Annotated in this window: 22 protein-coding genes, 1 pseudogene and 1 riboswitch; of the genes and pseudogenes, 14 read left to right on the top strand and 9 right to left on the bottom strand. The window is 72.7% G+C overall.

From position 1 onward, the window contains the following. Positions 1–60 precede the first annotated feature (60 nt). A complete protein-coding gene (locus tag AC0KTA_RS32160; RefSeq protein WP_481051709.1) occupies positions 61–1227 on the top strand; it encodes an ROK family transcriptional regulator in 1167 nt (388 codons plus the stop codon). A gap of 233 nt (positions 1228–1460) precedes the next feature. Here AC0KTA_RS32160 and AC0KTA_RS32165 read toward each other — a convergent pair whose 3' ends face one another. Then, positions 1461–3785 (bottom strand): chitinase C-terminal domain-containing protein, encoded by a 2325-nt coding sequence (locus tag AC0KTA_RS32165; RefSeq protein ID WP_481051710.1) that lies wholly within the window; start codon positions 3783–3785, stop codon positions 1461–1463. A gap of 274 nt (positions 3786–4059) precedes the next feature. After that, a riboswitch (FMN riboswitch) is annotated at positions 4060–4190 on the top strand. A gap of 203 nt (positions 4191–4393) precedes the next feature. Between AC0KTA_RS32165 and ribD the strand changes: the two genes are divergently transcribed. The 10 genes from ribD to AC0KTA_RS32215 all read left to right on the top strand — a co-directional run bounded on the left by ribD (position 4394) and on the right by AC0KTA_RS32215 (position 13466). Continuing rightward, positions 4394–5680 (top strand): bifunctional diaminohydroxyphosphoribosylaminopyrimidine deaminase/5-amino-6-(5-phosphoribosylamino)uracil reductase RibD, encoded by a 1287-nt coding sequence (gene ribD, locus AC0KTA_RS32170; protein ID WP_481056637.1) that lies wholly within the window; start codon positions 4394–4396, stop codon positions 5678–5680. After that, entirely contained in the window at positions 5681–6367 is a 687-nt protein-coding gene (locus tag AC0KTA_RS32175; protein WP_481051711.1) for a riboflavin synthase, read from the top strand. Beyond that, positions 6364–7026 (top strand): nicotinamide mononucleotide transporter family protein, encoded by a 663-nt coding sequence (locus tag AC0KTA_RS32180; protein WP_481051712.1) that lies wholly within the window; start codon positions 6364–6366, stop codon positions 7024–7026. Before AC0KTA_RS32175 ends, AC0KTA_RS32180 begins: the two co-directional genes overlap by 4 nt. Next, positions 7023–8354: a bifunctional 3,4-dihydroxy-2-butanone-4-phosphate synthase/GTP cyclohydrolase II gene (locus tag AC0KTA_RS32185; RefSeq protein ID WP_481051713.1), complete on the top strand. Its 1332-nt coding sequence runs from the start codon at positions 7023–7025 to the stop codon at positions 8352–8354. Before AC0KTA_RS32180 ends, AC0KTA_RS32185 begins: the two co-directional genes overlap by 4 nt. 51 nt (positions 8355–8405) lie before the next feature. Further along, complete coding sequence (ribH, locus tag AC0KTA_RS32190; protein ID WP_481051714.1) at positions 8406–8912, top strand: 6,7-dimethyl-8-ribityllumazine synthase; 507 nt, start codon at positions 8406–8408, stop codon at positions 8910–8912. Between the two features lie 13 nt (positions 8913–8925). Beyond that, a complete protein-coding gene (locus tag AC0KTA_RS32195; RefSeq protein ID WP_030560521.1) occupies positions 8926–9198 on the top strand; it encodes a phosphoribosyl-ATP diphosphatase in 273 nt (90 codons plus the stop codon). Positions 9199–9250: 52 nt separating this feature from the next. Continuing rightward, entirely contained in the window at positions 9251–10099 is an 849-nt protein-coding gene (gene hisG / locus AC0KTA_RS32200) for an ATP phosphoribosyltransferase (RefSeq protein ID WP_481051715.1), read from the top strand. Between the two features lie 20 nt (positions 10100–10119). Continuing rightward, positions 10120–10593: a PH domain-containing protein gene (locus tag AC0KTA_RS32205; protein ID WP_481051716.1), complete on the top strand. Its 474-nt coding sequence runs from the start codon at positions 10120–10122 to the stop codon at positions 10591–10593. Between the two features lie 249 nt (positions 10594–10842). After that, on the top strand, positions 10843–12360 hold the full coding sequence (locus AC0KTA_RS32210; protein WP_481051717.1) for a hemolysin family protein: 1518 nt from the start codon (positions 10843–10845) through the stop codon (positions 12358–12360). After that, entirely contained in the window at positions 12357–13466 is a 1110-nt protein-coding gene (locus AC0KTA_RS32215; RefSeq protein WP_481051718.1) for a hemolysin family protein, read from the top strand. The genes AC0KTA_RS32210 and AC0KTA_RS32215 overlap by 4 nt, the downstream gene beginning before the upstream one ends. 64 nt (positions 13467–13530) lie before the next feature. Here the strand turns inward: AC0KTA_RS32215 and AC0KTA_RS32220 are convergent, their stop codons facing one another. After that, positions 13531–14211: a response regulator gene (locus AC0KTA_RS32220; RefSeq protein WP_481051719.1), complete on the bottom strand. Its 681-nt coding sequence runs from the start codon at positions 14209–14211 to the stop codon at positions 13531–13533. A gap of 406 nt (positions 14212–14617) precedes the next feature. On the opposite strand from AC0KTA_RS32220, the gene AC0KTA_RS32225 reads away from it, so the two are divergent. Then, the gene (locus AC0KTA_RS32225) at positions 14618–14914 is read left to right on the top strand and encodes a hypothetical protein (protein ID WP_481051720.1); all 297 of its coding nucleotides are present in this window, start codon (positions 14618–14620) and stop codon (positions 14912–14914) included. Between the two features lie 13 nt (positions 14915–14927). Here the strand turns inward: AC0KTA_RS32225 and AC0KTA_RS32230 are convergent, their stop codons facing one another. The 3 genes and pseudogenes from AC0KTA_RS32230 to AC0KTA_RS32240 form a co-directional block, all read right to left on the bottom strand. Continuing rightward, positions 14928–16919: a sensor histidine kinase gene (locus tag AC0KTA_RS32230; RefSeq protein WP_481051721.1), complete on the bottom strand. Its 1992-nt coding sequence runs from the start codon at positions 16917–16919 to the stop codon at positions 14928–14930. Positions 16920–17101: 182 nt separating this feature from the next. Next, a pseudogene (locus tag AC0KTA_RS32235) lies at positions 17102–18973 on the bottom strand (AAA family ATPase). 461 nt (positions 18974–19434) lie between these two features. After that, positions 19435–20103 (bottom strand): uridine kinase family protein, encoded by a 669-nt coding sequence (locus tag AC0KTA_RS32240; protein WP_481051722.1) that lies wholly within the window; start codon positions 20101–20103, stop codon positions 19435–19437. Between the two features lie 232 nt (positions 20104–20335). On the opposite strand from AC0KTA_RS32240, the gene AC0KTA_RS32245 reads away from it, so the two are divergent. Continuing rightward, on the top strand, positions 20336–21778 hold the full coding sequence (locus AC0KTA_RS32245) for a peptidase C39 family protein (RefSeq protein WP_481051723.1): 1443 nt from the start codon (positions 20336–20338) through the stop codon (positions 21776–21778). Positions 21779–21871: 93 nt separating this feature from the next. Here the strand turns inward: AC0KTA_RS32245 and AC0KTA_RS32250 are convergent, their stop codons facing one another. Continuing rightward, positions 21872–23359: a M1 family metallopeptidase gene (locus AC0KTA_RS32250; RefSeq protein ID WP_481051724.1), complete on the bottom strand. Its 1488-nt coding sequence runs from the start codon at positions 23357–23359 to the stop codon at positions 21872–21874. A 206-nt stretch (positions 23360–23565) separates the two neighbouring features. Between AC0KTA_RS32250 and AC0KTA_RS32255 the strand changes: the two genes are divergently transcribed. Beyond that, positions 23566–23709 (top strand): SCO1431 family membrane protein, encoded by a 144-nt coding sequence (locus AC0KTA_RS32255; protein ID WP_481051725.1) that lies wholly within the window; start codon positions 23566–23568, stop codon positions 23707–23709. On the opposite strand, the gene AC0KTA_RS32260 is transcribed toward AC0KTA_RS32255, so the two are convergent. The 3 genes from AC0KTA_RS32260 to AC0KTA_RS32270 are packed head-to-tail and all read right to left on the bottom strand — an operon-like array spanning position 23687 to position 26228. Further along, the gene (locus tag AC0KTA_RS32260) at positions 23687–24655 is read right to left on the bottom strand and encodes a hypothetical protein (protein ID WP_481051726.1); all 969 of its coding nucleotides are present in this window, start codon (positions 24653–24655) and stop codon (positions 23687–23689) included. The two genes, AC0KTA_RS32255 and AC0KTA_RS32260, sit on opposite strands and share 23 nt — an antisense overlap. Continuing rightward, entirely contained in the window at positions 24652–25623 is a 972-nt protein-coding gene (locus AC0KTA_RS32265) for a DUF6114 domain-containing protein (RefSeq protein WP_481051727.1), read from the bottom strand. The genes AC0KTA_RS32260 and AC0KTA_RS32265 overlap by 4 nt, the downstream gene beginning before the upstream one ends. Next, entirely contained in the window at positions 25614–26228 is a 615-nt protein-coding gene (locus tag AC0KTA_RS32270; protein WP_481051728.1) for a DUF6230 family protein, read from the bottom strand. Before AC0KTA_RS32270 ends, AC0KTA_RS32265 begins: the two co-directional genes overlap by 10 nt. Positions 26229–26265: the final 37 nt, after the last annotated feature.

A 26265-nucleotide genomic window follows, 5' to 3' on the forward strand; every position in this document is an offset into this window, starting at 1 on the left:
CGCGCGCTTCGCCGACGCCGCCCCGACGGACCGGCGCGAGCGCTGTGGAAGGATCCCGCCATGCCCGCATCACCGAGCACCGCTCGGGCCATCAACGACCGGCTCGCGCTGCGTCTGCTGCAGCGCGAAGGGCCCCTGACGGCGGGGCAGTTGAAGGAGCTCACCGGGCTGTCCCGGCCCTCCGTCGCCGACCTCGTCGAGCGCCTGCAGGGCTCCGGTCTGATCGCGGTGGTGGGCGAGACGGGGGAGCGGCGCCGGGGCCCGAACGCCCGGGTGTACGGCATCGTCGCCGACCGGGCCCACCTGGCCGCGCTCGACGTGCGCACCGAGAGCGTGTCGGTGGTCGTCGCCAATCTGCTCGGCGAGCCGCTCGCGGAGGCGTCCGTGCCGATCGGCGGCGGCACCGGGACTGGACCGGCCGTGGAGCGGGCCGTGGCCCTGGTCGAGCGCACGGCCCGCGCGGGCGGGGCCGACCGGCTGCACACGGTGGGCGTCGGCGCCCCCGGCCTCATCGACCCGGCGACCGGCGACCTGCGCGACTCGGCGGGCCTGCCCGCCTGGCACCGCCGCCTGGTCGCGGCCCTCACCGACCGGCTGCCCGCGCGCGTCCTGGTGGAGAACGAGACCAACCTGGCCGCGCGCGCCGAGCAGCGCGACGGCGCCGCGCACGACCGCGACACCTTCGTGCTGCTGTGGCTCGGCGCGGGCACCGGCGCGGCCGTCGTCCTCGACGGCACCCTGCGCCGCGGTGCCTCCGGCGGCACCGGCGAGATCGGTTTCCTGCCCGTGCCCGGCACGGGCGGGCTGCCCTCGGCGACCGCCTGCGACGGTGGCTTCCACTCGCTCGCCGGTTCGGCGGCCGTGGAGGACCTCGCCGCGGAGCACGGCCTGAAGGAGTCGCCGGAACCGCACGAACTGCCCGCCGCCGCACTGGTCCGCCACGCCGTCGAGGAGGGCCACGCCGTGTTCCTCGACACCCTCGCCGACCGCGTGGCCATCGGCGCGGCGTCCGTGGCGGCCGTCCTCGACCCCGGGTGCGTGGTGCTCGGCGGCGAGCTCGGGCGGGCCGGTGGCGAGGTGCTCGCGGGGCGGGTGGGGGAGCGGGTGGCCGCGATGTCCCCGCTGCGGACGGAGGTGCGCGCCAGTGCGTTGGGCGGCGCGGCGGTTTTGCGGGGGGCGTTGCTCACTGCCCGGGACGCGGCGCAGGAGGAGCTTTTCAGTACGTGAGCGCCGTTGGGGGCGGGCTGGAATGGCGTCTGCGGCTGCGTTCTGGCTGAGCGCGCCCGCGCGGCGGAGCCGCATGTCGACAGGGCCCCGCGCCCCTGCGGGGCGCTCCCGTACCGCCTGTTTCGACGGCGACCCGAGCCCCGGTGGCGGCAGAGCGTGTGGAAAGCCCGGCGGCGGGGCAAGGGCACTTCTTCCCGCCGCCGGGCGTCTGGGGGGGGCGCCTGCTCAGGGGGTCAGCAGGTGCCCAGGTCCTGCCACACTCCCCAGTCTCCGGTGGTGCCGGGCTCCTCGCCCTTCGTCCACCACTTGGACTTCCAGTGGTGCGACTTGTGGGACACGGTCGTGCCGGAGCCGTACTCGGACGTCGCGTTCCACGCCGCCGCGGTGCACTCGCCGGGCGGGTCGGTCGGGTCCGGCGGGTCGGTGGGCCCGGGGCCCGTGCCGGGCTCGACCACGGTCGTGCCGCGCGCCAGATCACCGGCCAGCGCGTACGTCGTACCGGCGATGTTCACCGTCCAGTTCGACGGCGTCGACACCGGCAGGTAGTAGTTGAACGACAGGTCGACGGACGCGCCGGGAGCCAGCGTCTGCCAGGCGGGCAGCTTCAGCGAGACCCGGTGGAAGTCGCCCTTCAGGCCGCCGACGTTGCTGCCGTTGTGGCCGCTGCTGATCACCTTCGTGCCGTAGCCGGACTGGTCGGAGGCGTTGGCGGGCGCCGACGTCCCGTAGTCGAACTGGAACTCCGTGCCGCCCGGCAGCGTCGTCCTCGTCTTGTTGGTGATCTTCAGCCTGGGCGTGATCGGGTAGTTGGAGTCGCCGAGCTTGAACTCCCCGAACTCCACGCCGATGTCCACGGCCTTGGCGGGCAGTTCCTTGCCCGCGACCTTCGCGCCATACGGGGACGCGGACTTGAACTTGTCGTACATCGCCGTCGTCAGCGTGTCGCCGATCTCGTACTGGCCCTTCGCGGCGTTGTACGTGTAGTCACCGGCGAGCTCCCACACCATCGTGCCGCCGATGCCCTTGTCGACCACGTAGTCGGCCTTGGCCTTCACCGACTGCTCGTCCTCGGTGGACAGGAAGACCTTCTTCTCGGCGTTCCACAGCCAGGGCGCGACGAGCGTCGAGTCGTACTTGCGCGCGTAGATGCCGGTGAGCTTGGTGTCGGCGGCGAAGCCGTACTTCGTCACGTAGTCCCCGACGACGCCCTTCTCCAGGTTCTTCGCGTGCCACATCGGGTTCGAACCGGCCGGGGATTCCTTGCCGTTGTCGTCCTTGTCGTGCCACAGGTTGTCGATGCCGACGGCGCCGTCACCGCATTTGGTGAGCCCGGAGCCGGCCGGACAGTTCGTCGAGGCCGCCTTGCCCCACAGCCCGTCCGTGCCGCCCTGCACATTCTTGAAGCCGCGGGTGTAATACGGCAGGCCGATGTTGATGCGGCCCGCGGGCATCGAACCGCGGAAGTAGTGATAGGCCCAGTCGGTGTTGAGATAGCCGACCCCGCCGTACTGCTGGCTGCCGTACACGCCCGCCGCCGCGAGTTCCGCGTCCTTTCCGTCGTCGTACAGCGAGGCGTTCGGGCCGACGTATTCGTTCCAGGCGCCATGGAGGTCGTACGACATGATGTTGACGTAGTCCAGGTACTTCTGGACCTGGAACGTCTCCATGCCGCGCAGCAGATATCCGGACGAGGGCGCGGCGACCGTGAGCAGGTAGTGCCTGCCGTCGGCGTCGCCCGCCCGGTCCAGCTTCTCGCGCAGCGTCTTCATCAGCACCGCATAGCCCTTGACCAGGCCCGCGCGGCGGCCGTTGGCGAGCTGCCAGTCCAGCGGGTTGCCCGCGTCCTTCATCGTCGTCGGGTATTCGTAGTCGATGTCGACGCCGTTGAAGCCGTACTTCTTGATGAACGCGACGGTGGAGTCCGCGAAGGTCTCGATGCCCGCCTGGTTCACCGAGCCGTCCGCGTTGGTGGCCATCGAATAGAAGCCGCCCGAGTCCACCCGCTTGCCGTCGTCGCCGAAGTATCCGCCGGTCTCGGCCCAACCGCCCACGGAGACAAGGGTTTTGACGTTCGGGTGCTTCTTCTTGAATTTATTCAGCAGATTGAAATGACCCTTGTAGGAGTACGCGGGGTCCATTTCCGCGCCCGCGACGCCCGGCCAGGTCATTCCGGTGGCGGCGTTCTTCTCGCCGTCACCGCCCACGGAGATCTTGTTGTCGCTCCCGATGTGTGCGAAGGCGTAGTTGAGGTGCGTGACCTTGTCCCAGGGGATGTCGGACGCGAGGTAGGCGGGCTCGCCGTTCTTGCCGGTGCGCCAGCCGGTGAAATAGCCGATGACGCGGCGCTGGTGGTCGGCGCCCATCTTTTCGCGGCCGTCGGCGTCGTAGACGGAGCAGTAGGGGACGTCGACGCCGGGGGTCCTGTAGAGGCCGTCGGGCCGGCAGGACTCGTTGTCGGCGGCGTGCGAGGTCGTCGCGGAGAGGGTGCTCATCAGCAGTCCGGCGACCGCGGCGCCTACTGCCAGGAGCGTGGATCTCGCTCGGGTGGGGGTGGGCACGTCGGTTCCTCCTGGGGAGGCTCGGTGTCGCACAGCGAACGGGGACGGCGGCCCACGGCGTGCGCACGCCGGGCGGGCCTCTCCTCGGAGTGACGCAGACGTTAAAAGGACTAGACCAGTGCGTCAATAGGTATGGACCAAACCTGTTGCGGGTCGTTGAAGGCCGTGCGGGCCGGAGGGGCCGAGGGGGCCGGGGAGGTGCCTGTGAGCCAGCCCACAGGACCTCGCCCGCACGGCCGTGACCAGGCGTGGCACACTGGCCTGGTACCAGAAGCAGCGCACTCCGGGGTCGGTGTAATTCCGAACCGGCGGTTACAGTCCGCGACCCGGCCGCCTCCAGCGGCCGGTTGACCAGGTGAAACTCCTGGACCGACGGTGAAAGTCCGGATGGGAGGCAGTGCGCGGCGAGCGGACACATGTGTCATGTGTGGCGCCTCGTCGTAGTGGCTCGGTTCCGCAGGGGACCGGTCTCTTTCGGCGTCGGCGGTCCCGGCGATGAGCGATGCCGGTGTCCCTGCTCGTGAATTTCTGTCGTCATCGACAGGCCCCGGAGTCCGTGCCCGAAGAGGCAGGAGGACCCGGTGGCCACCGCAGCCGAAGCAGCCGCCATGCGACGCGCCCTCGCGCTCGCCGCGCGCGGACTCGGCTTCACCAGCCCCAATCCGGTCGTCGGCTGCGTCATCCTCGACGCCACCGGCGAGACCGTGGGCGAGGGTTACCACCAGCGCGCGGGCGGACCGCACGCCGAGGTGCACGCGCTGCGCGCGGCCGGCGACAAGGCCCGCGGCGGCACCGCCGTCGTCACCCTCGAACCCTGCAACCACACCGGCCGCACCGGCCCCTGCGCCCAGGCCCTCCTCGACGCCGGCGTCGCCCGCGTCGTGTACGCCGTCGCCGACCCCACCCCCGACGCCACCGGCGGCGCGGCCACCCTCCGCGCGGCCGGCGTCGACGTCGAGCCCGGCCTGCTCGCCGACGAGGCCGAGACGGTCAACGCCGCCTGGCTGACCTCGGTCCGCACCGGCCGCCCGCACGTCACCTGGAAGTACGCGGCCACCCTCGACGGCCGCGTCGCCGCCGCCGACGGCAGCAGCCGCTGGATCACCTCCGCCGCGTCCCGCGCCGACGTGCACCGGCTGCGCGCCGAGTGCGACGCCGTCGTCGTCGGCTCCGGCACCCAGCGCGCCGACGACCCGCACCTGGCCGTGCGCGGCATCGACGGCGCCGTCCAGCCGCTGCGGGTCGTCGTCGACACCCACGGCACCGCCGTGCGGCCGGGCGCCCGCGTCCTGGACGACGCGGCGCCCACGCTGGTGGCGGTCGCGGAGGGCGTGGAGCCGCTGCCCGGCGTGGAGACGGTGCACCTTCCGTACGCGGACGGGCACACGGACGCGGAACACCTGCCGTACGTGGCACGCGCCCCGCGCCCGCTCCGCGCGGGCGAGAACGGCGGCGGCGCGCCGGTACCGGCCGGGCGGCCGGGCGCCGCGGACGCCGAGGACCGGCTGGAACACCGCTTCACCGCCAGCGGCGGCGCCTACCGCGCGCAGCGCCCGGCCGCCCGCGCCGACAGCCGTCCGGCGCGGCCCGCGACCGCCGCGCGCGGCCTCGACATCGACGCGCTGCTCGCCGAACTGCACGCCCGTGGCGTGCGGTCCGTGCTGCTCGAAGGCGGTCCGACGCTGGCCGGCGCCTTCGTGGCCGCCGGCGCCGTCGACCGCGTCATCGGCTACCTCGCACCCGCGCTGCTGGGCGCGGGACCCGCCGCCCTCAGCGGCGGCGGAATCACGACCATCACCGAGGCGTTCCGCCTCGACGTGCGCGAATGCGTCGCGCTCGGACCCGATCTGCGTATCACCGCGGCCGTCGCGGCCCCCGGAACGAAGGAGCACTGAGTGTTCACCGGAATCGTCGAAGAGCTGGGCGAAGTCACCGCCGTCGAGAACCTGGACGACGCGTCCCGCTTCCGCCTGCGCGGCCCCGTCGTCACCGAGGGCGCCAAGCACGGCGACTCCATCGCCGTCAACGGCGTGTGTCTGACGGTCGTGGAGCACGACGGCGACGAGTTCACCGCCGACGTCATGGCCGAGACGCTCGACCGGTCCGGCCTCGGCGCCCTCGTGCCCGGCTCGAAGGTCAACCTGGAGCGCCCGACGGCCGTCGGCGCGCGCCTCGGCGGACACATCGTGCAGGGCCACGTCGACGGCACCGGCACCATCGTCGACCGCAAGCCCTCCGAGAACTGGGAGATCGTCAAGGTCTCGCTGCCCGACGAACTCGCCCGCTACGTCGTCGAGAAGGGCTCCATCACCGTCGACGGCGTGAGCCTGACCGTCGTCGACGCCGGGCCCGACTACTTCACCATCAGCCTGATCCCCACGACGCTCGCCCTGACCACGCTCGGCATCAAGCAGCCCGGCGACCCGGTCAACCTGGAGGTCGACGTCATCGCCAAGTACGTCGAGCGGCTGCTCGGCGCCCGGGCGGTCGCTTCCGCCGAGGCCACGCCGGTCGCTTCCGCCGAGGCCACGCCGACCGCTCCCGCCGAGGCCGCGGCGGTCGCCGAGGAGGCCGGGCGGTGAGCACCTTCGACTGGCTGAACTCCGAGGCCTTCACGGCCTTCGGCCAGCACATCCTGTGGTCCGACATGGTCGGCAACAGCATCGGCCTGATCGCCCTCGCGCTCGGCTGGCGGCGCTCCATATGGACCTGGCCCGCCCAGTTCCTGTCCGGCCTCGTCCTCGTCGCGGCGTACGCCTCCGCGCAGTTGTCCGGCGGCGTCGGCAAGCAGCTCCTCGTCATCGGCGTCGCCGTGTGGGGCTGGCGGCAGTGGAGCCGGGGCGGCCGGCGCGCGCAGGACGGCAGCATCGCCGTGCGCTTCGCCACCTGGAAGGAGCGCGGTGTCCTGCTCGCGGGCACCGCCGTCGGCACCCTCGCGGTCGGGGCGCTGTTCACCGCCCGGCCCGAGCTGTCCTGGAACCCCTGGCCGGACGCCTACATCTTCGTCGGCACGCTCGCCGCGATGGTCGCCCAGGCCCGCGGCCTCGTCGAGTTCTGGTTCGCCTGGCTGCTCGTCGACATCGTCGGCGTCCCCCTCGCGTTCTCCAGCGGCCTCGCCTTCTCCGGTCTTGTGTACGTCGTCTATCTCGCCCTCGTCCTGTGGGGCCTGCGCGACTGGTGGCTGCGTTCGCGGCAGCCCGTCGGCCGGCCGCAGCCCGCTCTGGAAGGAGCCCCGGCATGACAGCCCACCCCACTCCCGCCCCCGTGGACGAGGAGCCCAACCCCGCGCGTGCGGACCTCCGTACGGCCGACCCCACCGAGGACCTGCGCCTCGACCCGGTGGAGATGGCCATCCGCGACATCGCCGCAGGACGGCCCGTCGTGGTCGTCGACGACGAGGACCGCGAGAACGAGGGCGACCTCGTCATCGCCGCCGAGAAGGCCACCCCCGAGATCGTCGCCTTCATGATGAGCGAGTGCCGCGGCCTGATCTGCGCACCCATGGAGGGCGACGAACTGGAGCGCCTCCATCTGCCGCAGATGGTCGAGAACAACACCGAGTCGATGAGCACGGCGTTCACCGTCTCCGTCGACGCGAGCGGCGCCCACGGCGTCACCACCGGCATCTCCGCCGCCGACCGCGCCACCACCCTCCAGCTCCTCGCGAGCGGCAAGGCCGACGCGGGCGACTTCGTGCGCCCGGGGCACATCTTCCCGCTGCGCGCCAAGGCGGGCGGCGTCCTCGTGCGCGACGGCCACACCGAGGCCGCCGTCGACCTCGCCCGGCTCGCGGGGCTGCGTCCCGCCGGGGCCATCGTCGAGATCGCGGGCGAGGACGGCCGGATGCTGCGGCTGCCCGAGCTGGTCCCGTTCGCCCGCAGGCACGGCCTGACGATCATCTCCATCGAGGACCTGATCGCCTACCGCCGCACCGCTGAGCCCACCGTGCGCCGCGAGGCCGAGGTCCGCCTGCCCACCACCTACGGCGAGTTCACCGCGTACGGCTACCGCTCCACCGTCGACGGCGTCGAGCACGTCGCCCTCGTCCACGGCGACATCGGCACCGGCGAGGACGTCCTCGTCCGCATCCACTCCGAGTGCCTGACCGGCGACGTCTTCCACTCGCTGCGCTGCGACTGCGGGCCGCAGCTCGAGGAGTCCATGCGGCGCGTCACCGACGCCGGGCGCGGTGTCGTGGTCTACCTGCGCGGCCACGAGGGGCGCGGCATCGGCCTGCTGTCCAAGCTGCGCGCCTACGAACTCCAGGAGCGCGGCAGCGACACCCTGGACGCCAACCTCGAACTGGGCCTGCCCGCCGACGCCCGCGACTACGGCGCGGGCGCGCAGATCCTGGAGGACCTCGGCGTACGCAGCCTGCGGCTGCTCACCAACAACCCCGACAAGACCGACGCGCTCGCCCGGCACGGCCTGAAGGTCACCGCGCGGGAGCCCATGCCGGTCACCGTCGGCGAGCACAATCTGCGCTATCTGCGCACCAAGCGGGACCGCATGGGTCACGACCTGCCCTGGCTGGACACCCCGGACATGTCGGCCTGCGGCAACCAGTAGACGTACGACTCACCAGACAGACGCCCGAAGCAAACCCCCAAGGAGAAGCGCGTGAGCGGCAAGGGTGCCCCCGAACTGAGCGTGAAGAACTGTGGCGACCTGCGCGTCGCCGTCGTCGCCGCCCTGTGGCACGAGCAGGTGATGGACGGCCTCGTCGACGGCGCGCTGCGCGCCCTGCACGAGCTCGGCATCGACGAGCCCACGCTTCTTCGCGTGCCCGGCAGCTTCGAGCTGCCGGTCGTCGCCAAGGTCCTCGCGGGCCGCGGCTACGACGCGATCGTCGCGCTCGGCGTGGTCATCCGCGGGGGCACCCCGCACTTCGAGTACGTGTGCCAGGGCGTCGCCCAGGGGCTCACCCAGGTGTCCGTCGACACCGGTGTGCCCATCGGCTTCGGCGTCCTGACCTGCGACACCGAGGAGCAGGCCCTGGACCGCGCGGGCATCGAGGGCTCCACCGAGGACAAGGGCCACGAGGCGGTCACGGCCGCCGTGGCCACCGCGGCCACGCTGCGCACGGTCTCGGAGCCCTGGCGCCAGGGCTCCCGCGCGGGCGCGTAGAGTACGCAACATCATGTCCAAGAAGACTTTCGAGGAGCTCTTCACCGAGCTCCAACACAAGGCCGCCAACGGCGACCCCGCCACCTCCCGCACCGCGGAACTGGTGGACAAGGGCGTCCACGCCATCGGCAAGAAGGTCGTCGAGGAGGCCGCCGAGGTGTGGATGGCCGCCGAGTACGAGGGCAAGGAAGCCGCCGCCGAGGAGATCTCCCAGCTCCTGTACCACGTGCAGGTGATGATGGTCGCCCGTGGCATCTCCCTCAACGACGTGTACGCCCACCTCTAGAGCGAACGTTCTCCTCGCTCCCGTCACTCTTCACGCAAAGGAATCCGACCTCATGCTGCGCATCGCCGTCCCCAACAAGGGTTCACTGTCCGGACCTGCGTCGGCGATGCTGCATGAGGCCGGATACCAGCAGCGCAAGGAGTCCAAGGAGCTCGTCCTCGTCGACCCCGAGAACGAGGTCGAGTTCTTCTACCTGCGCCCGCGCGACATCGCCATCTACGTCTCCTCCGGCAAGCTCGACATCGGCATCACCGGACGCGATCTGCTGATCGACTCCGGCGCCAACGCCGAGGAGATCCTGCCGCTCGGCTTCGCCCGGTCCACCTTCCGCTTCGCCGCGAAGCCCGGCACCGCGCTCGGCATCGACGACCTGGCAGGGCGCACCGTCGCCACCTCCTACGAGGGCATCGTCGCCAAGCACCTCGCCGACAGCGGCATCGACGCCTCCGTCATCCACCTCGACGGCGCCGTCGAGACCGCCATCGAGCTGGGCGTCGCCCAGGTGATCGCGGACGTCGTCGAGACCGGCACCAGCCTGCGCAACGCCGGCCTGGAGGTCTTCGGCGATCCGATCATGAAGTCCGAGGCCGTCGTCATCCGGCGCACCGGAGCCGACGCCGACGACCCCAAGGTGCAGCAGTTCCTGCGCCGCCTCCAGGGCGTCCTGGTCGCCCGGACGTACGTGATGATGGACTACGACTGCCGCGCCGAGCACCTCGAACAGGCCGTGGCGCTCACCCCGGGCCTGGAGTCGCCGACCATCTCGCCGCTGCACAACGAAGGCTGGGTCGCCGTGCGTTCCATGGTCCCCACCAAGGACGCCCAGCGGGTCATGGACGACCTGTACGCCATCGGGGCGCGGGCCATCCTGACCACGGCCATCCACGCCTGCCGCCTGTGACCGCGCCGGAGGCCGCCGCCATGTCCGACCTGCCCGGGCAGCCCGCACCGGGGGCCACGCCCGCCCTGCCCGTCACCTTCCGGCCCGCCCGCACCCGGGCGGTCCTGCTCACCGCCGGGGTCGCGGTCTTCGTGGCCCTCGCGGTGATCTCCGTGCTGCTCCCGAACCTCAGCCCGGGGGAGCGGACCAGCTTCGTCTTCACCGGCGCGCTGCTGCTCGGCGTGCTCGTCCTGCTGAGCAGGCCCAAGGTGGTCGCCGACGACAGCGGCGTGACCGTCGTCAACATCGCCACGAGCCGCCGCCTGGAGTGGGCCGAGATCGTGCGGGTCAACCTGCGCCCGGGCGACCCCTGGGTGTTCCTCGACCTCACCGACGGCACCAGCCTCGCCGCCCTCGGCATCCAGCCCGGCATCGCCAAGCAGCGCGCCATCAGCGACGCCCGCGCGCTGCGCGCCCTGGTCGAGGCGCACTCGGGCAGCGAGACCGCCGACTAGGGGTTCATCCCGGGCCGGAATCCGGGAGGACTCGGGGATCCCGAACAGACGCACCGGCGTCCGTCTTGATTAATCTGGTGGCGGGGCAGGCAGCATGAGCCGGCCCCGCCCCGGAAGGCCGGCGCGGCCCGCACGGGGCTTCTGACTACCCGAGGAGTGACACCCCCCGGCGATGGACGGATCGTCCTGTAGTACCTGCGCCGCCCCCTCCCGACATCCGGTCACCGCACCGGTCGAGGCGGCGGCATCATGACCATCCCCCTGCTGCTCCTCGGAGCGGCTTTCCTGCTGATCCTCGCCAACGGCTTCTTCGTGGCCGCCGAGTTCGGCCTCGTCACCGTCGAGCGGCCCGACGCCGAGAAGGCCGCCGCCGACGGCGACCGCCGGGCGCGCACGGTCGTCGGCGCCCTCAAGGAGCTCTCCTTCCAGCTGTCGGGCACCCAGCTCGGCATCACCCTCACCTCGCTCGTCATCGGCATGCTCGCCGAGCCGGCCCTCGCGCACCTCCTCGCGGGCCCGCTCACCTCAACGGGCATCCCGGAAGGCGCAGTTCCAGGGGTGTCGGTGGCCGTCGGCATGCTGCTCGCGTCCGCCGTGCAGATGGTGATCGGCGAGCTGGTGCCCAAGAACTGGGCGGTCTCGCGGCCGCTGCAGGTCGCGCGGTTCGTCGCGGGCCCGCAGCACGCGTTCTCGCGCCTCTTCCGGCCGGTGATCGCCGCCCTGAACGCCGTCGCGAACCGACTCGTGCGGGCGTTCGGTGTCGAGCCCGCCGAGGAGCTCGCCTCCGCCCGCACCCCCGGTGAACTCGTCTCCCTCGCCCGGCACTCGGCCCGGGCGGGCGCCCTGGAGCAGGACACCGCCGACCTGTTCGTGCGCACGCTCTCGCTCGGCGAGCTCACCGCGCAGCACGTGATGACGCCTCGCGTGAAGGTCAGCGCCCTGCAGTCGTCCGCGACCGCCGAGGACGTGGTCAACCTGACCCGCGCCACCGGCCTGTCCCGCTTCCCGGTCTACCGGGACCGGATCGACGAGGTCGTCGGCATGGTCCACCTCAAGGACGCCCTCGCGGTCCCCGCCCACGAGCGGCTGCGCGCCCCCGTGGGCCGCATCGCCAAGTCCCCCGTGCTCGTCCCGGAAACGCTGCCCGTGCAGCCCCTCCTGGAGCGGCTGCGCAACGAGCAGCCGATCGCCGTCGTCGTCGACGAGTACGGCGGCACGGCCGGAGTGGTCACCCTGGAGGACATCGTCGAGGAACTCGTCGGCGAGGTCCGCGACGAGCACGACCACCCCGGGGGACCGCCCGAGCTCGCCGCCGCGCCGCCCGAGGACGGCCGGCCCGCGTGGGACGCCGACGGCGGCTGCCGCGTCGACACGCTCCAGCGCATAGGACTCGACGTGCCGGAGGGTCCGTACGAGACCGTGGCGGGCCTGGTCGCCGACCTGCTCGGCCGCATCCCGGCCCCCGGCGACCGCGCCGAACTCCCGGGCTGGCGGCTCTCGGTGCGCCAGGTCGGGCACTACCGGGCGGAACGGGTGCGGTTGGTGCGTACCGGCACCGGCACCGGAGTCGGTGCGGGTGCGGGTGCCGGAGTCGGTGGCCGGGCCAAGTCCGGTGAGCGTGCCGGGGCCGGTGCGGCCGGTGCGGCCGGGCGGCGGGTCGGCGCCAGGGCCGGTGCCAAGGCCGAGGCCGGGGACCGGGCCGGTACCGGTGCTGAGGCCGACGCCGGGGACCGGGCCGGTGCGGGTGTCGCGGAGGCCGTGCGATGAGCGCGCTGCAACTCCTCTTCGCCCTCCTGCTCGTGCTCGCCAACGGCTTCTTCGTGGGGGCCGAGTTCGCGCTCGTGTCCGTGCGGCGCAGCCAGATCGAGCCGCTGACCGCCAAGCGGGCGCGCCAGGTCCTCTACGGCCTGGAGCACCTTCCGCAGATGATGGCCGCCGCCCAGTTCGGCATCACCATCTGCTCGCTGACGCTCGGCGCCGTGGCGGAGCCGACCGTGGCGCATCTCCTCGAACCGCTCTTCCACGCGGCGCACCTGCCCGAGAGCGTGATCCACCCCCTCGGGTACGTGATCGCGCTGGCCGCCGTCGTCTTCCTCCACCTCGTCATCGGCGAGATGGTCCCGAAGAACCTCGCGATGGCGGCGCCCGAGCGGACCGCGCTGTGGCTCAGCCCGGGCCTCGTCGCGTTCGCCCGCCTGTGCCGCCCGGTCACGGTGGCCCTCGGCGCCTGTGCCCGGCTGATCCTGCGGCTCTTCAAGGTCGATCCCAAGGACGAGGTGGAGGCGGTCTTCACCAGCGTCCAGCTCGGCCGGCTCGTGGAGGACGCGGGCCAGGCGGGCCTCATCGACCCGCGGGCGCAGGAGCGCCTGGAGGACGCCCTGGAGCTGGGCTCGCGCCCGGTGACGGACGTCCTGCTCGACCGCGCGTCCCTGGTCACCGTCGGCCCGTCGGTCACCCCGGCCCAGGTCGTCGAACTGACCGGCCGCACGGGCTACTCCCGCTTCCCGGTCCGTGCGGAGAACGGCGCCTTCATGGGCTACCTGCACGTGAAGGACGTACTGGACCTGGAGGACACCGACCGCGCGGTGCCGCAGCACGTCTGGCACCAGATGACGACGCTGCGCGCCGAACTCCCCCTGGACGACGCCCTGACGGTGATGCGCCACGCCGCGACGCACCTGGCGCAGGTCGCCGACGCGTCCGGCAAGGTGCTCGGCCTGGTCGCCCTGGAGGACGTGCTCGAACTCCTCGTCGGCGAGGTGCGGGACCCGGCGCACCGGGTGGCCGTGCCACGGTCGGCGCGCGCCGCGGGGAGCGGGAGCCAGGGCGGCGAGAGCGCGGAGGACCTGCGGGGGAAGGAGCTCGTGGGCTGAGGCGAGGCGTCCAGGGCGTGTCCGATGGGTCGCCGCGACGCCGCGCCGACCCATCGGACACGCCCTAGGGATGGCGGCCGAGCCCCGCGTCCCGCGCCCGGACGATCGCTGTCGCGCGGTCGGCCACTCGCAGCTTCATGAAGATGGCCGAGACGTGGTTGCTGATCGTCTTGGGCGCGAGCCGGAGCCTGCGGGCGATGGCCGGGTTGGCCATGCCCGCCGCGATCAGGTCCAGGACCTCCAGCTCACGGGCCGTCAGCTCCGGGAACGGCGAGGGCGCCGCCGCGTCCGCCGGGCGTGCCATCCACTCGGCCACCCGGCGGGCGATCCGCGGCCCGAAGATGGCCTCGCCGGCGGCGACGCACCGTACCGCCCGGACGATCTCGTCCTGTCCCGCGCCCTTCAGGATGTAGCCGCGCGCGCCCGCCCGCATCGCCGCGAACACCGACTCGTCGTCCTCGAACATCGTCAGGACCAGGACGGCCGTCTCCGGCGCCGCGGCCACCACCTCGCGGGTCGCCGACACCCCGTCCAGGTCGGGCATTTCCAGGTCGACGACGAGCACCCGCGGCCGGTGCAGCAGCGTCTCGCGCACCCCCTCCCGGCCGCCCGAGGCCTCGCCGACCACCGTGATGCCCGCGATGGAGCCGAGCAGGGCCCGCAGCCCGCCGCGCACCACGGGATGGTCGTCGGCGATGACCACGGTGAGCTCGGCGGGCTCCGGGGACTCGGCGGGCGTCGTCAAGGCGCGGCTCCCCACAGCAGGTCGGCACGAAGGTCACACGAGGACAGCAGGTGGGCACGGAGGCCATGGGCGGTGCCCGCCCGTCCGTATCTACCCATCGTCACGGGAGCGGACCCCCCTGTCCCGGGTGCCTGCACCCCCTCCGGGCGGGAGTTCTTCCCGCCCGGACGAGGGCCGCGCGCCCTGACCGGCGGGGGTGCGCGAGCGACACCCTGTGGTCACGGCGAAGCAGCGGGGCTCTCCCCTCGCTGAGACCCAGCGGGGCTCCCCTCCTCGGGGCGCCCCCCCCGGCCGGGCCCGAACTCTCCCGGGCCCGGCCGGTGCTCCAGCCGTGTGCCGGACCCCCGGCGGTGGCCGGCCCCCCGCTCACCGCCGGGGTGGATGTCCCGAGGAAGGCCGACTCCCCATGAAGCACCTCAAGCACCAGCCCCCGTACACCGTCGCCCACCGGGACCCGTACGCCGTCCACCACGCCGTGCACGCCGTCGCCGCTCCCGTCGCCGGTTCGCCGTCGGCGGCGCCCACCGCCGCGGCAGACCGGGCCCGTTCCGGCCCGGGTCCTCCTCCATTGATGCCGCGCCGCGCCTGCCCGCTTCTCGGGGGAGGCGGCAACGGACGGCTGCGCCAGGGCTGTTGGCTCGGCCGCCCGCGCGGCGACGGGCCCCCGCGCCGGTGTCGTCACCAGCACCGGCGCCGGGGTTGAAGGGCGCTGCCGGTCAAGGGGGCCGCACGGGGGTGTCCTCCCGCGGGCCCGGTCTCAGGGGGAGGACGGCGCTGACCACGCCGCCCTCCGGACCGGGCCCGGACCGGCAGCGTCCGGCCAGTTCGGCGGCCCGCTCCGCCATCGTGGAAAGCCCCACACCGGGCTGCCACGGCAGGGCGGACGGGCCGCCGTTGTCGCTGACGTCGACGCGCAGCGCGTGGTCGATGCGCAGCCGCACCAGGGCGTGGTCGGCCCGCGAGTGCCGGGCGGCGTTCGTCAGCGCCTCCGTCGCGATGCGGTACGCCGCCACCTCGACCGCGGCCGGCAGCGGGGGGAGCCTGCCGGGCGCGTCGATGGTGATGGCCAGCGGCGCCCCGCCGACGCGGTGGCTCAGGCGCTCCGCCTGCCGGGTGAGCGCGGCGACGAGGCCCAACTCGTCGAGGGCGGGCGGCCGCAGGCCCTCGACGAGCCGCCGGATCTCGTCGAGGGCCCCCGTCGCGTGCCCGCGCAGCTGGTCCAGGAGCTGTTCGGCGGTGTCCGGGTCGGAGCGGACCAGGTTGCGGGCGGCGTCGGTGGTGAAGGCGAGGCCGGTGAGGGTGGGGCCGAGCCCGTCGTGCAGATCGCGGCGCAGCCGTCGGCGTTCCTCCTCGCGGGCGGACACAAGGCGTTCCCGCGAGGACTGCAGCTCGGCCGAGAGCACGGTCGCCCGCACGGCGACGCCGAGCGGCACCACCAGGGCCTTCAGGGTCCGCAGGTCCTCCGCGTCGAGGCGGGCCTGCCCGCGGCGGGTGCCCACGACCAGTTCCGCTTCCTTGGTGCCGGGGGTGGGCAGCGCGATCACCAGGCCGCCGGGCCGCTCGGTGCCGGACGCCGCCACCGGACGCCCCTCCAGGCGGAACGCGGCGTACGGCAGCCGCAGCGCGTCCCGGACCGCGAGCAGCAGCCCGTCCAGGCCGGACTCGGCGGACAGCCGCGCCCCCAGCCGGTCGAGCGCCCGCACCGGGTCGCCGCGGTCGCCGTACAGCAACCGGTCGATGAGCCGCTGGAGCCGGGTCCGCACCGGATGGAAGGCGATCGCGACGCCCACCGCGACCAGCGCGGCACCGCCCAGGTGGAAGGTGTCCCGCAGCACCTGGTCGAGGCAGAGCACCACGCCCGCGTAGACGCCGAGGACCGACAGCGAAAGCGCCAGATAGAGCAGGGCACGGGAGACCACCCACTGGATGTCGAGCAGTTGGGGGCGCAGGATCGCCACGGCCATCGCCACCGGCTGGGCGATGATGAGCACCTGCAGCGCCTCCGCCCGCATGCCCAGCGGCCACCAGGGCACGGCGCACAGGCCGGCGAGCATCAGCCACAGCAACTGCCGGCGCAGCAGGTCGTCGCCCCACCGGTAGCGGACGAGCAGCGCGGTGAGGTCGACGAGCATCGGTACGAAGATGCCCGCGAGGACGATCTGGGTGCGGTGCGGCTCGAGCGCTGGCACCGACAGGACGTGCAGGTGTCCGACGGGACCGCCCACCGCGTACGGAAGGGGCGTGGTCGCGCACCACAGCCAGAACAGCACGCCGATCGCGCCGGTGGCCCAGGCGACGGGGCGCCACCCGGGACCCGGCAGTCGGCCGGTCGGGAAGAGGAGCAGCGCGAGCGGCACGAACAGGCGCAGGCCCAGGGGCCAGGCGGACAGCGCCACGGTAACCACGGCGCGCAGCGTCGGCTCGCTCCAGCCGTCCCGCAGGCCCAGCGCGAGCAGGCCGACCGTCATGACGGTGACGGCGTGCGCCGCGCCGCCGCACAGCAGCAGCCAGCCCACCGGATTGCGCGGCCTGCGCCAGGCGACGGGGAGGCCGCAGGCGGCGAAGACGGCGGCCAGCACGAGATCCGTCACCAGAAAGCTGTCGACCGCGAGCCGGAAGGTGAGGCCGCACTCCATCCACAGCCCCACGCCGGTGCCCACCGCGCCCGCCACGGCGGCGAAGAATCCCCATGCCAGCCAGGTGGTCACCGTCGCGCACCCCCACCGCGTCCGCCCTCACGGCAAGATTCCCGGACCCGGCTCCCGGTCCGAACGCGGTGGCGCCCAAACGCCTCGAAGGGATGACAAAGCGGCTCGGCGGCGCACGCTGTGGGTTCGCTTCCGGGGTCACGCCCCCGGGCGCACCCCGGGCCACGCCCGGGCGGTGCGGCTCAGATCCCGGAAGGGTCGGTCGGTCCTCTCCCCGAGAGGACCTCGCCGTAGGCCTGCATGAGGTCGGGCAGCCGCAGCGTCGACAGGTCGGACCGGGTCGGCGCCCCGGGGTATCCGGAGAGCCGCAGGTCCCGGTAGGCGCAGCTCTTCTCGTACAGCGTCCGAAGGAACCTTCCGTTGCCCAGTTCGTCGATCCACGCCTGGTCGACGACGTGTCCGCTGATGGAGCGCAGCTCGTCCAGCGCCTCCTCGTCCCACGCGTCGCCGTTCTCGGCGGCGAGGACCTCCCCGATGGCGGTGAGTTCGAGGGGGCGGTACGAGGGGAAGTCGACCCGGGTCGTGAAGCGGGAGGAGAGGCCGGGGTTGGCGGCGAGCAGCCGGTCCATGCCCTCGGGGTAGCCCGCGAGGATCACCACGAGGTGGTCGCGGTTGTCCTCGGCCCGCTTGAGGAGCACCTGGAGGGCCTCGTCGCCGTACGCGTCGCCCTTGCCGTAGCCGGAGTTGGACAGGGAGTACGCCTCGTCGACGAAGAGGACGCCACCGATCGCCGAGTCGATGAGCTCGTTGGCCTTCACGGCGGTCTGGCCCAGGTACTCGCCGACCAGATCGGCCCGCTGGGCCTCCACGAGGTGGTCGCCGCCGAGCAGCCCGAGGGCGTAGAAGACCCGCCCGAGGATCCGGGCCACGGTGGTCTTGCCGGTTCCGGAGGGGCCGGAGAAGACGAAGTGTCGTTTCGGCGGCTGTACCGGAAGCCCCTGCGCGGCGCGCAGGCGCGCCATGTTGAGCTACGCGGACAACGCCTTGACCTGGCGTTTGACGGGTTCGAGGCCGACCATGCGCTCCAGTTCGGCGAGCGCCTGCTCCAGCAGGGCCGGGTCCGTGGGACCGGGCGGGAGCTGCGGTGGAGCGGGCTTGATCGGGATGACGGCCTTCTCGCGCACCGTGTCGGCGTCGGACGGGACGCCGCCGGGCGGCAGTTCGGGGTCGGTGACCTTCAGGTCGCGGCCCTCGGCGCCGAACAGGGCGTCCACGCCGTCGGGTCCGTCGAGCGCGTCCTGACCCATGCCGGTGAGGGCGATCGCGGCCAGGTCGGTGCCGTCGTCGTACCCGTCGCCCTCGGCGATCGCGGCGAGCCGCGCGGAGGTGTCCATGAAGGCGGGGTCGACCCGGTGCACCGCGCGGTACAGCGGCAGGGCGGCGGCGGAGCGGCCGGTGCCCTCGTGCGCGCGGGCCAGCCAGTAGCGCAGCTCCTTGCGTTGGGGCTGTTCGCTGCGGCAGCGCATCAGCGCGGCGGAGAGCAGCGGTTCGGCCTGTCCGTACATCTCCAGGCGGACCCGCGCCATGCCGCCGAAGAGGCCCGCCTCGATGCCGAGCATCGCGTCGTCGATCAGCGGGTCGGTGTGCCGCACCAACTGCTCCCAGTCCTTGACCAGATAGGCGCGGCAGGCGTGCAGGAAGCGCACCTGCACGTCGGCGTCGACGGGCGGCAGTCCGGCGAGCGCCCGGTCCAGCTCCGGCACATGGCGGCCGTCCAGCCAGTGCGAGGCGTGCGCGAGCAGCAGGTCGCGGGTGGACTCAAGGACGGGCTGCACCCACCAGCCCAGCCAGTACCAGGAGTTGAGGGTGCGCACATGGCGGGCGCGCTGTTCGCCGAAGCGGTCGCGGTGCTGGAACATCCGGAGCAGCGCCGTCGTCGTGTCGATGCGCAGCGCGTGCAGCCCGAGCCAGCCGTCGGCCATGCCCGGGTCCATGCGCACCGCGGCCCGGAACTCCTCCTCGGCCTGCGGATAGGCGCCCATCGTGTAGGCGTCGACCCCCCGCAGCCAGGCGAGGTCGGCCGGGGCGGTGGCGCCCTGGGTGCCGAAGTCCATCACGTCCCCCACAAACCGTGCCCCCGCTGGTACCACCGGGCCGGTGCCCGCCGGCAACTGAGCTGAACCGCCGTGCTGCGGACGGGAGTTGCCCCGGTGCGCGGAGCAGCCGTCCGAATGCGCACCGAGATGCATCGTACCTGCGTGGGAGCGTCCGGCCGTAGGGTGCCGCAGCGTGGGATCGCTGCTGGGGGCTTGCGCGGGCCCCGGCCGGGACCAGGGCAGGAAGGGCCCCGATGGTGACCCAGGGTGAGCGACCGGCGGCTCGTGGCGCCCGGCGTGGAGGGGGGAAGGACAGAACGAAGCCCCCGATCACGGGGGAACAACCGGGGGCTTCGCGTGTGTGGGCGACCCGAAAGGCCGCACATTGAGAACGTAAGTCCTGTAAGGCCCCTGGGTCAAGCCGAGTTGAGGCACTCGCGAAAACTGGCCACGCGGCCCGGAAGCGGGTTTCCGCGGGTTCAGCGCACTGCCGACGGGTCTTCACCCTGAGTGATGATTTGGGTCAGCGCTGCCGTCCCGTCGGGCCCCGGCAGCACCTCGTATCCCTCCCGCAACTCGCGTACGAGCAGCTGGGCGAAGGGGCGGGACGGGTCTTCGGCGAAATGACGCCGCTCGGCGGCCTCCCAGGTGTCCCAGAAGCCACTCAGCTCCGGTCCGTCGCGCCGCCGCCCGCGGGCCCAGGACGCTTCGCGGGGCAGGTCCATCCACAGCAGCCCCGCGAGGAACGGCCGTAGCATCCGGCGGCCCGCGCCGACACCCTCCAACAGGACCACGGGTTCGGGCGGCAGGGGGCGATCGGCAGGACCGAAGCGGCGCGCGTGCCAGTCGTACGCCGCGTAGTGCGCCGTTTCACCGCGGGTCAGCGGCTCGACGACCTGCCGCCGCAGCCGGTCCGTCCAGTCGAACGGTTCGGCGTGGCTCGCGATGTCGTCGAGCCGCAGCACCGGGGCGCCGCCGAGCGCCTCGGCGAGCCGCGCGGCGAAGGTCGACTTGCCGGAGCCCGCGTGCCCGTCGACGGCGATCAGCCGGACGGGTCCGCAGGACGGCGGCAGGCGGCGCAGGGTGCGGGCGAGGCGGGGGAGAGCCGTGGGGCGTGGGAGGGGCGCGGGGCGGTGCGTATCGGTCATCGCCGGTCAGCCTACGGGCCCGGGGCGCGCGCGGTGGCGTTCGCGCCCCGTGTGTGCGGTTCAGCGCGCCGTCCCAGGTCATACCAGTGGTAGAGGCCAATATTGGTGGGCGTCGGCAGGGTCGGATCGCTGGCAGAACCCGTCGGCGACCGGCCATAGTTGGCGCACTGTCGTGCACCTGACCATCACCGTCCGGCTGCGGCCGGAAACCATCGACCGGGGGTTCCCGTCCATGGACCGAGCTGAAGACATGTCCCGCAGAAGACTCCTCGCCACGGCGGCGGGCGCGGCGGCGGTGGCCGCCGTCGCGGCCACACCGGCCACATCCGCCGCGGCAGCCACATCGGCCACCACTTCCCCCGCGGGGGCGGCCCCCGCGGCCACCACTTCCTCCGCGGCCCGCCGCCGTCCGCCCCGCGCCGACCGCCCGGTGGACAACCGCTTCTGGACCTCCGCCACGGACTGGAGCTCCGGAACGGCGAGCGGCACCCGCCCCGTCCCCAAGGGCCGCCCCGGCGTCGAGATCGCCACCCCCGCCGGCACGTCCGACTACACCGACCCGCACACCGGCAAGGCCGCCACCTGGGAGTACGCCCGGTGGACCGGCCCCGCGCACCGCCCGGCCGTGCCCGCCACGGAGGTCATCGCCTCCTGGAACGCCCGCACCCCCACCGGGACCTGGATCCAGGTCGAGCTGGAGGCCACGTACTCCGACGGCGCCACCTCCCCCTGGTACGTCCTCGGCCGCTGGAACTCGGGCGACGACCGGCAGCAGGCCGCGGCCGCCGTCATAAGGCGCACGTCGGTCGACGACCAGTCCGACGGAAAGACGACCGTCTGGACGGACACCCTGTCCGTCGACGACACCGCGAGCGGCCTGCGCGTGGTCTCGTACCGGCTGCGGCTGACGCTGTACCGCAAGCCGGGCACCGCGCTCACGCCCACGGTGTGGCGGCTCGGCGCGATGGCCTCCGCCGTTCCCGACCGCTTCACGGTGCCCGCCTCCGAGCCGGGGCTCGCCAAGGAGCTGACGGTGCCGCGCTATTCGCAGGAGATCCACAAGGGGCAGTACCCGGAGTACGACAACGGCGGCGAGGCCTGGTGCAGCCCCACGTCGTCGCAGATGATCCTGGAGTACTGGGGCCGCAAGCCGACGGCGAACGAGCTGGCCTGGGTCGACCCCGACTTCGCCGACCCGCAGGTGTGCCACGCGGCCCGCTTCACCTACGACTACCAGTACGGCGGCTGCGGCAACTGGCCGTTCAACGCGGCCTACGCGGCGACGTACAAGGACATGCAGGCCGTCGTCACCCGGCTCGGCTCGCTCACCGACCTGGAGACGCTGATCCGGGCGGGCATCCCGGCCATCACCTCGCAGTCCTTCCTCAAGGAGGAGCTGACCGGCGCCGGTTACGGCACCGCGGGCCATCTGATGACCGTCATCGGCTTCACCCAGAGCGGCGACGTGATCGCCAACGACCCGGCCTCGCCGAACAATCCGGCGGTGCGCCGCGTCTACAAGCGGCGCGAGTGGGAGAACATCTGGCTGCGCACCAAGCGCAGGAACGCCCAGGGCACGGTGGTGTCAGGGACCGGCGGGGTCTGTTACCTGTACTTCCCCGTGAACCCCACGAAGGAGCAGGTGCGCGCGCTGCTGGCCGTCGGCGTGCGCTGAGGGGAGGGCCCCGTCCAGGCGAGACGGGACGGGGCCCCTTGCACAGGAACCCAACGGGCCCCTCGCTCAGGAATCCGGGGGGCAGGATCCCGCTCAGGTCGCCGGATCCACCACCCAGTCCGGGTGTCCCGGCATCGGCGGTGTCTTCGGGCCGTACAGCCACGGCTTGAGGAAGCCCTCCAGGTCCTCGCCCGCGACCTTCGACGCCAGGTCGATGTAGTCCTGGGTGCTCGCGGTCTTCCCGCGGTACTCGCTGACCCAGGCCCGCTCGATCTTCTGGAAGGTGGCGTCGCCGACCTTCTCGCGCAGCGCGTAGAGCACGAGCGCCGAGCCGTCGTAGCGCATGCGCTTGAAGAGGTTCGGCTCGGTGGGCTCCGCGGGCGCGCCGAAGTCGCGGCGCCACTGGTCGTGCGCCTTGTACGCGGCCTTCATGGCGGCCTCGAAGCTGTCGCCGCCGTGCTCCTCGGAGTACATGCGCTCGTAGAAGCGGGCGTGGCCCTCGCTGACCCACAGGTCGGACCAGCTCTTCAGGGCGACGCTGTCGCCGAACCACTGGTGGGTCAGCTCGTGCACCAGGTTCCGCTCGGCGTCGACCTGCGTGCCGAGCAGGTCGGCCTTGGGGACGAGGGAGAGGGTCTGGGTCTCCAGGGCGACGGCCAGGTCGGTGTCGCCGACGAGGATGCCGTAGCGGTTGAAGGGGTACTTGCCGAGCTTCCGCTCCAGCCAGGTCAGGTGGTCCGGGGTGAGCTTGCGGTACTTCGCGGTCGGCTCGACCAGCGCGTCCGGGACGATGTCGCGCAGCGGCAGGCCACCCGGGCCGGTGCTGTCGACCATCGTGAACTTCCCGACGGCGAGCTGCACGAGCTGGGTGGACAGCGGCTGTTCGGAGTCGTACGTCCAGCGCACCCGGTCGCCGGACACCTTGGCCTTGCCGGTCAGCCTGCCGTTGGCAACGGCCGTCAGGTCCTTCGGTGTGGTGATCCGGAAGGTGATCGGCGCGCGCTGGCTCGGGTGGTCGTTGGCGGGGAAGATCAGGCGGGCGCCGTTGGGCTGCGGGTAGACGACCGTGCCGTCGGGCGTGGGGATCCAGCCGTAGTCCTCGATGGCGTCGTCGCGGTGCCGGGTCTGCGTGGGGTCGGCGGTGTACGTGACCTTGACCGTGAAGGAACGGCCCTTGGCGATCGGGGACTTGGGCGTGATCGTCAGCTCGTCGCCCTCGCGCGAGGTGCCGGCCGCCTTGCCGTCCACGGTGACCGCGTGCAGCGTGTTGCCGCCGAAGTCGAGGTTGAAGCGGGACAGGGACTGGGTGGCCGTGGCCTTGATGGTGGCCGACGCGCCGAACGGGGTCTTCGGGGCCTGCCAGTCGAAGTCCAGGTAGTAGCGGTCGACGGTGTATCCGCCGTTGCCGTCGAGGGGGAACATCGGGTCGCCGAGCCCGGGAGCCCCGGGTGCCGGCTTCTCCGCTGCCGCGGGAGTGGCGTACGAGACCGGTCCGGTGAGGGCGGCCGCCGCCGTCACGGCCGCCGCGAGGGCGAGCCGCGCGTTGCGGTTTCTGCGGCGGGGCGTCCTGATCGTGCTCATCGGAAACCTTTCGGTCGGATGCTGCGCGGACGTACGCCGACTTAGACGCACGGCGATCCGCCGCAGTTGTGGTGACGGGTGACCAACGTCTCGCTCACGATTCCGGGCACGGCTGGCATGGTGGTAGGAGCCAGTGGGGGGAATGTCCACTGCCGGCGCGGCCGGGCGAGGCCCTGCGCCGCCGACGAACGTCAGCGAGAAGCCATATGACCGCGACCTCTGCCACCGCTGTCCGCCCCAAGGCCCGCACCGGCGGCCCCAAGGACGGCCCGAACGTCCTGGAGCACCTCGCAGGATGGACCCTCGTCGTCGTGCTCGCGATGCTCGTCAGCCAGACCGGTCTTCTGTGACCTGAGTCTCACTGCCAGGTCCGGCCGCGCCGGGTCCGGAGGAACCGGGTCCGGACGCCGACGGGCCGGGCCCGCCCGCGAGGTCGAGATCCGCCCGCCAGTGCCGGTGCGGCACACCCACCAGGCCGTACAGCCGCCGCACCGGCGACCGCCCCGGCAGCAGCACCACCCCGGCGAGCACCGCGAACAGCGGCAGCCCCAGCCAGCCGCCAAGGAGTCGCACCAGCACGCTCGCGGTGACCGCGCCGAGGAACGGCAGGCCGTAGACCCCGGCGGCCGCGATGGCGATCGCGAGCACGCGGTGGACCTTGCGGTCTTCGTCCGCGCCGGGCAGGGACCAGCCCTCGAGGAGCCAGCCGATCTCCGTCATCAGCATGGTCCCGATGACGGCCGCGCCGAACACGAGCAGCGCGAGGAACGTGCCGGACGTCAGGAAGTCCAGGGTGTTGTTGACGACGCTGTCGTGCGGCCAGTCCGCCCAGTCGCGCGCGCCGGGGGACAGGAACCGCTCGTAGCCGCTGCCGTCCCACCCGTGCACGAGCGTGCCGAACAGCAGGAAGTAACCGCCCACGCAGTTCAGGTACGCCCAGTAGCCCGCGCCCACGAGCACGAGGACCTGCGCCGCGAGGAACCCGAGGATCGCGGCGACGGGGATGCCGCCCGCGTAGAACAGGACGAAGCCCGCCCACACGTCGTCGTGGCCGTGGGCCACGTGCATGGTCGCCCACGACGGGTTCTGCCAGAACAGGAAAAGTCCGGTCGGCACCATCAGGACGGCCGCGAACAGGACCGTCAGCGCCAGATAGGGGTTGGCGGCGCGGCTGCGGGTGCGCGGGCCCTCGCCCGCGTTGATCCGCTCCCACACCTGGAGCTGGCGGCCCGCGGCGAGCGCGAACGTCGCGCCCGCCGCGTACGCCCAGAACAGCGCGGCCTGGATCTGGATCACGCCCGCGCCTCCAGCCTCAGCCCGCCCGCGACGATCGTGTCGGAAGTGACGAGCGCCTGCTCGGCGCTCACCTCCGTCATGAAGACGAACGGCGGGACGAGCGGCGGCACCGGCAGCCGGTCCGGCGTGAAGGTCAGACAGAGGATGCCCTCGATGCAGCCCTTGAACTTGGTCAGATAGAGCGTGACCGATCCGCTCAGGTCCAACGTGTCAGCCCCCAGGGCGAGTTCACGGCTGCCGTCGCGGGTCGTCAGCCGGTAGTCGGTGAGCGAGGCCGCCTTCATGCGCAGCACCATCACCTTCAACGGGCCGTCGGCGGTGGGTACGTCGCGTACTCCCGCGACGATGAAGCCCTGCGGGGCGAACAGCGTCGTGGTGACCGTCGGCGGCGTACGCGGCGCGACGATCTCCCGGTCGCCGGGCGCGGCCTTCGCGGCCTTCGCCGGGGCGGCGCCCCACAGCACCGCCCCGGCGAGCACCACCGGCAGCAGTACCGCCAGTGTCCGAGTGCCCTGTCCGTCGCGCACCCTCGGCCGTCCGGCCGCCTCCTGGTCGTCGTCGGGGACGGGGGTCCAGCCGAAGCCCATCGCGCTGCCCACGATGCCGAGCAGCATGCCGATCAGGAACCCGCCGAGATTCGTCGCCGCGAACGAGAGCACCGACAGGATCAGGGCGTTGACGGACACGTAGTGGTGCGCGTGCGGCAGCAGCCACAGGAACAACCCGGCGACCATCAGTGCGATCCCGATGCCGATCGCGGCGATCCCGCCGAGCCCCAGACTCACCAGCACCGTCAGCGGCGACAGCGGCACGAGCAGCAGCTCGGCCCCGCCCAGGATCAGCAGCAGACCACCCCAGAAGGGCCGGGTGCGCCGCCACTTGCGCAGGACGCGCCGGAGGTCCCGCAGCGGCAGTCGTTCGTCGAGCCAGCCCCCGGCGCGCGGGGCGCCCGGTCCGCTCAGAAGCACTTCTTGCCGCCGAGGCTGACGTCCAGCTTCATGCCCTTGAGGCGGAAGTTCCCGCCGGTGGCCGACCAGGCGTGGGAGCGGACCTTGGACACCTCGATGTCACCGGCCTGCAGGCCGAACTTGCCCCGCTCGCCCTTGACCCCCGGCACCTCGTCGAGCGTCGAGGCGTCCCGGCCGATCTGCGCGGTGCCGAAGCGGGCGTCGCCCACCAGGTCCTCGCTGTCGATCACCAGGTTGCTCGCGGTGACGTTGCCCGCGTCGCCGCCGGCCGTCAGCTTGAACACCACCGTGCCGACCGGCGTCTTGACCTCGGCCGCCTGGCAGATGTCGGACAGCGTCGCGTCGCCGATGCCGAGCAGCGACACGGGGTGGCCCTTGCCGTCGACGGCCCGGTCGACCTGCACATAGCTCGCCAGGCCCTCGCTGGTCAGCTTGCCCGAGGTGACCTGGAAACTGGTGCCGGAGACCGCGAAGGACGCGGCCAGCGCGCCCTCGGCCATCACGGACGCCATCGCGCCGACCGCGAGGACCGCGGGCAGCGCGACGACAGCCGTCTTCTTCCAGTTGGTTCTGCCTTCGCGTAAGGCTCGTTTCGCCGTGCTCACTGTCTTCCTCCCGTACGTCGTTCCGGTGCGTAAGGGG

Source organism: Streptomyces sp. Y309, assembly GCF_056712025.1.

What these genes read in the sequence shown, in the direction of transcription:
- AC0KTA_RS32245 (WP_481051723.1), top strand. Translation starts at nt 20,336, where the DNA reads ATGGACCGAGCTGAAGACATGTCCCGCAGAAGACTCCTCGCCACGGCG.
- AC0KTA_RS32210 (WP_481051717.1), top strand. Translation starts at nt 10,843, where the DNA reads ATGACCATCCCCCTGCTGCTCCTCGGAGCGGCTTTCCTGCTGATCCTC.
- AC0KTA_RS32205 (WP_481051716.1), top strand. Translation starts at nt 10,120, where the DNA reads ATGTCCGACCTGCCCGGGCAGCCCGCACCGGGGGCCACGCCCGCCCTG.
- AC0KTA_RS32225 (WP_481051720.1), top strand. Translation starts at nt 14,618, where the DNA reads ATGAAGCACCTCAAGCACCAGCCCCCGTACACCGTCGCCCACCGGGAC.
- AC0KTA_RS32255 (WP_481051725.1), top strand. Translation starts at nt 23,566, where the DNA reads ATGACCGCGACCTCTGCCACCGCTGTCCGCCCCAAGGCCCGCACCGGC.
- AC0KTA_RS32160 (WP_481051709.1), top strand. Translation starts at nt 61, where the DNA reads ATGCCCGCATCACCGAGCACCGCTCGGGCCATCAACGACCGGCTCGCG.
- hisG (WP_481051715.1), top strand. Translation starts at nt 9,251, where the DNA reads ATGCTGCGCATCGCCGTCCCCAACAAGGGTTCACTGTCCGGACCTGCG.
- AC0KTA_RS32185 (WP_481051713.1), top strand. Translation starts at nt 7,023, where the DNA reads ATGACAGCCCACCCCACTCCCGCCCCCGTGGACGAGGAGCCCAACCCC.
- AC0KTA_RS32250 (WP_481051724.1), bottom strand. Translation starts at nt 23,359, where the DNA reads ATGAGCACGATCAGGACGCCCCGCCGCAGAAACCGCAACGCGCGGCTC.
- AC0KTA_RS32195 (WP_030560521.1), top strand. Translation starts at nt 8,926, where the DNA reads ATGTCCAAGAAGACTTTCGAGGAGCTCTTCACCGAGCTCCAACACAAG.
- AC0KTA_RS32215 (WP_481051718.1), top strand. Translation starts at nt 12,357, where the DNA reads ATGAGCGCGCTGCAACTCCTCTTCGCCCTCCTGCTCGTGCTCGCCAAC.
- ribD (WP_481056637.1), top strand. Translation starts at nt 4,394, where the DNA reads ATGCGACGCGCCCTCGCGCTCGCCGCGCGCGGACTCGGCTTCACCAGC.
- AC0KTA_RS32240 (WP_481051722.1), bottom strand. Translation starts at nt 20,103, where the DNA reads ATGACCGATACGCACCGCCCCGCGCCCCTCCCACGCCCCACGGCTCTC.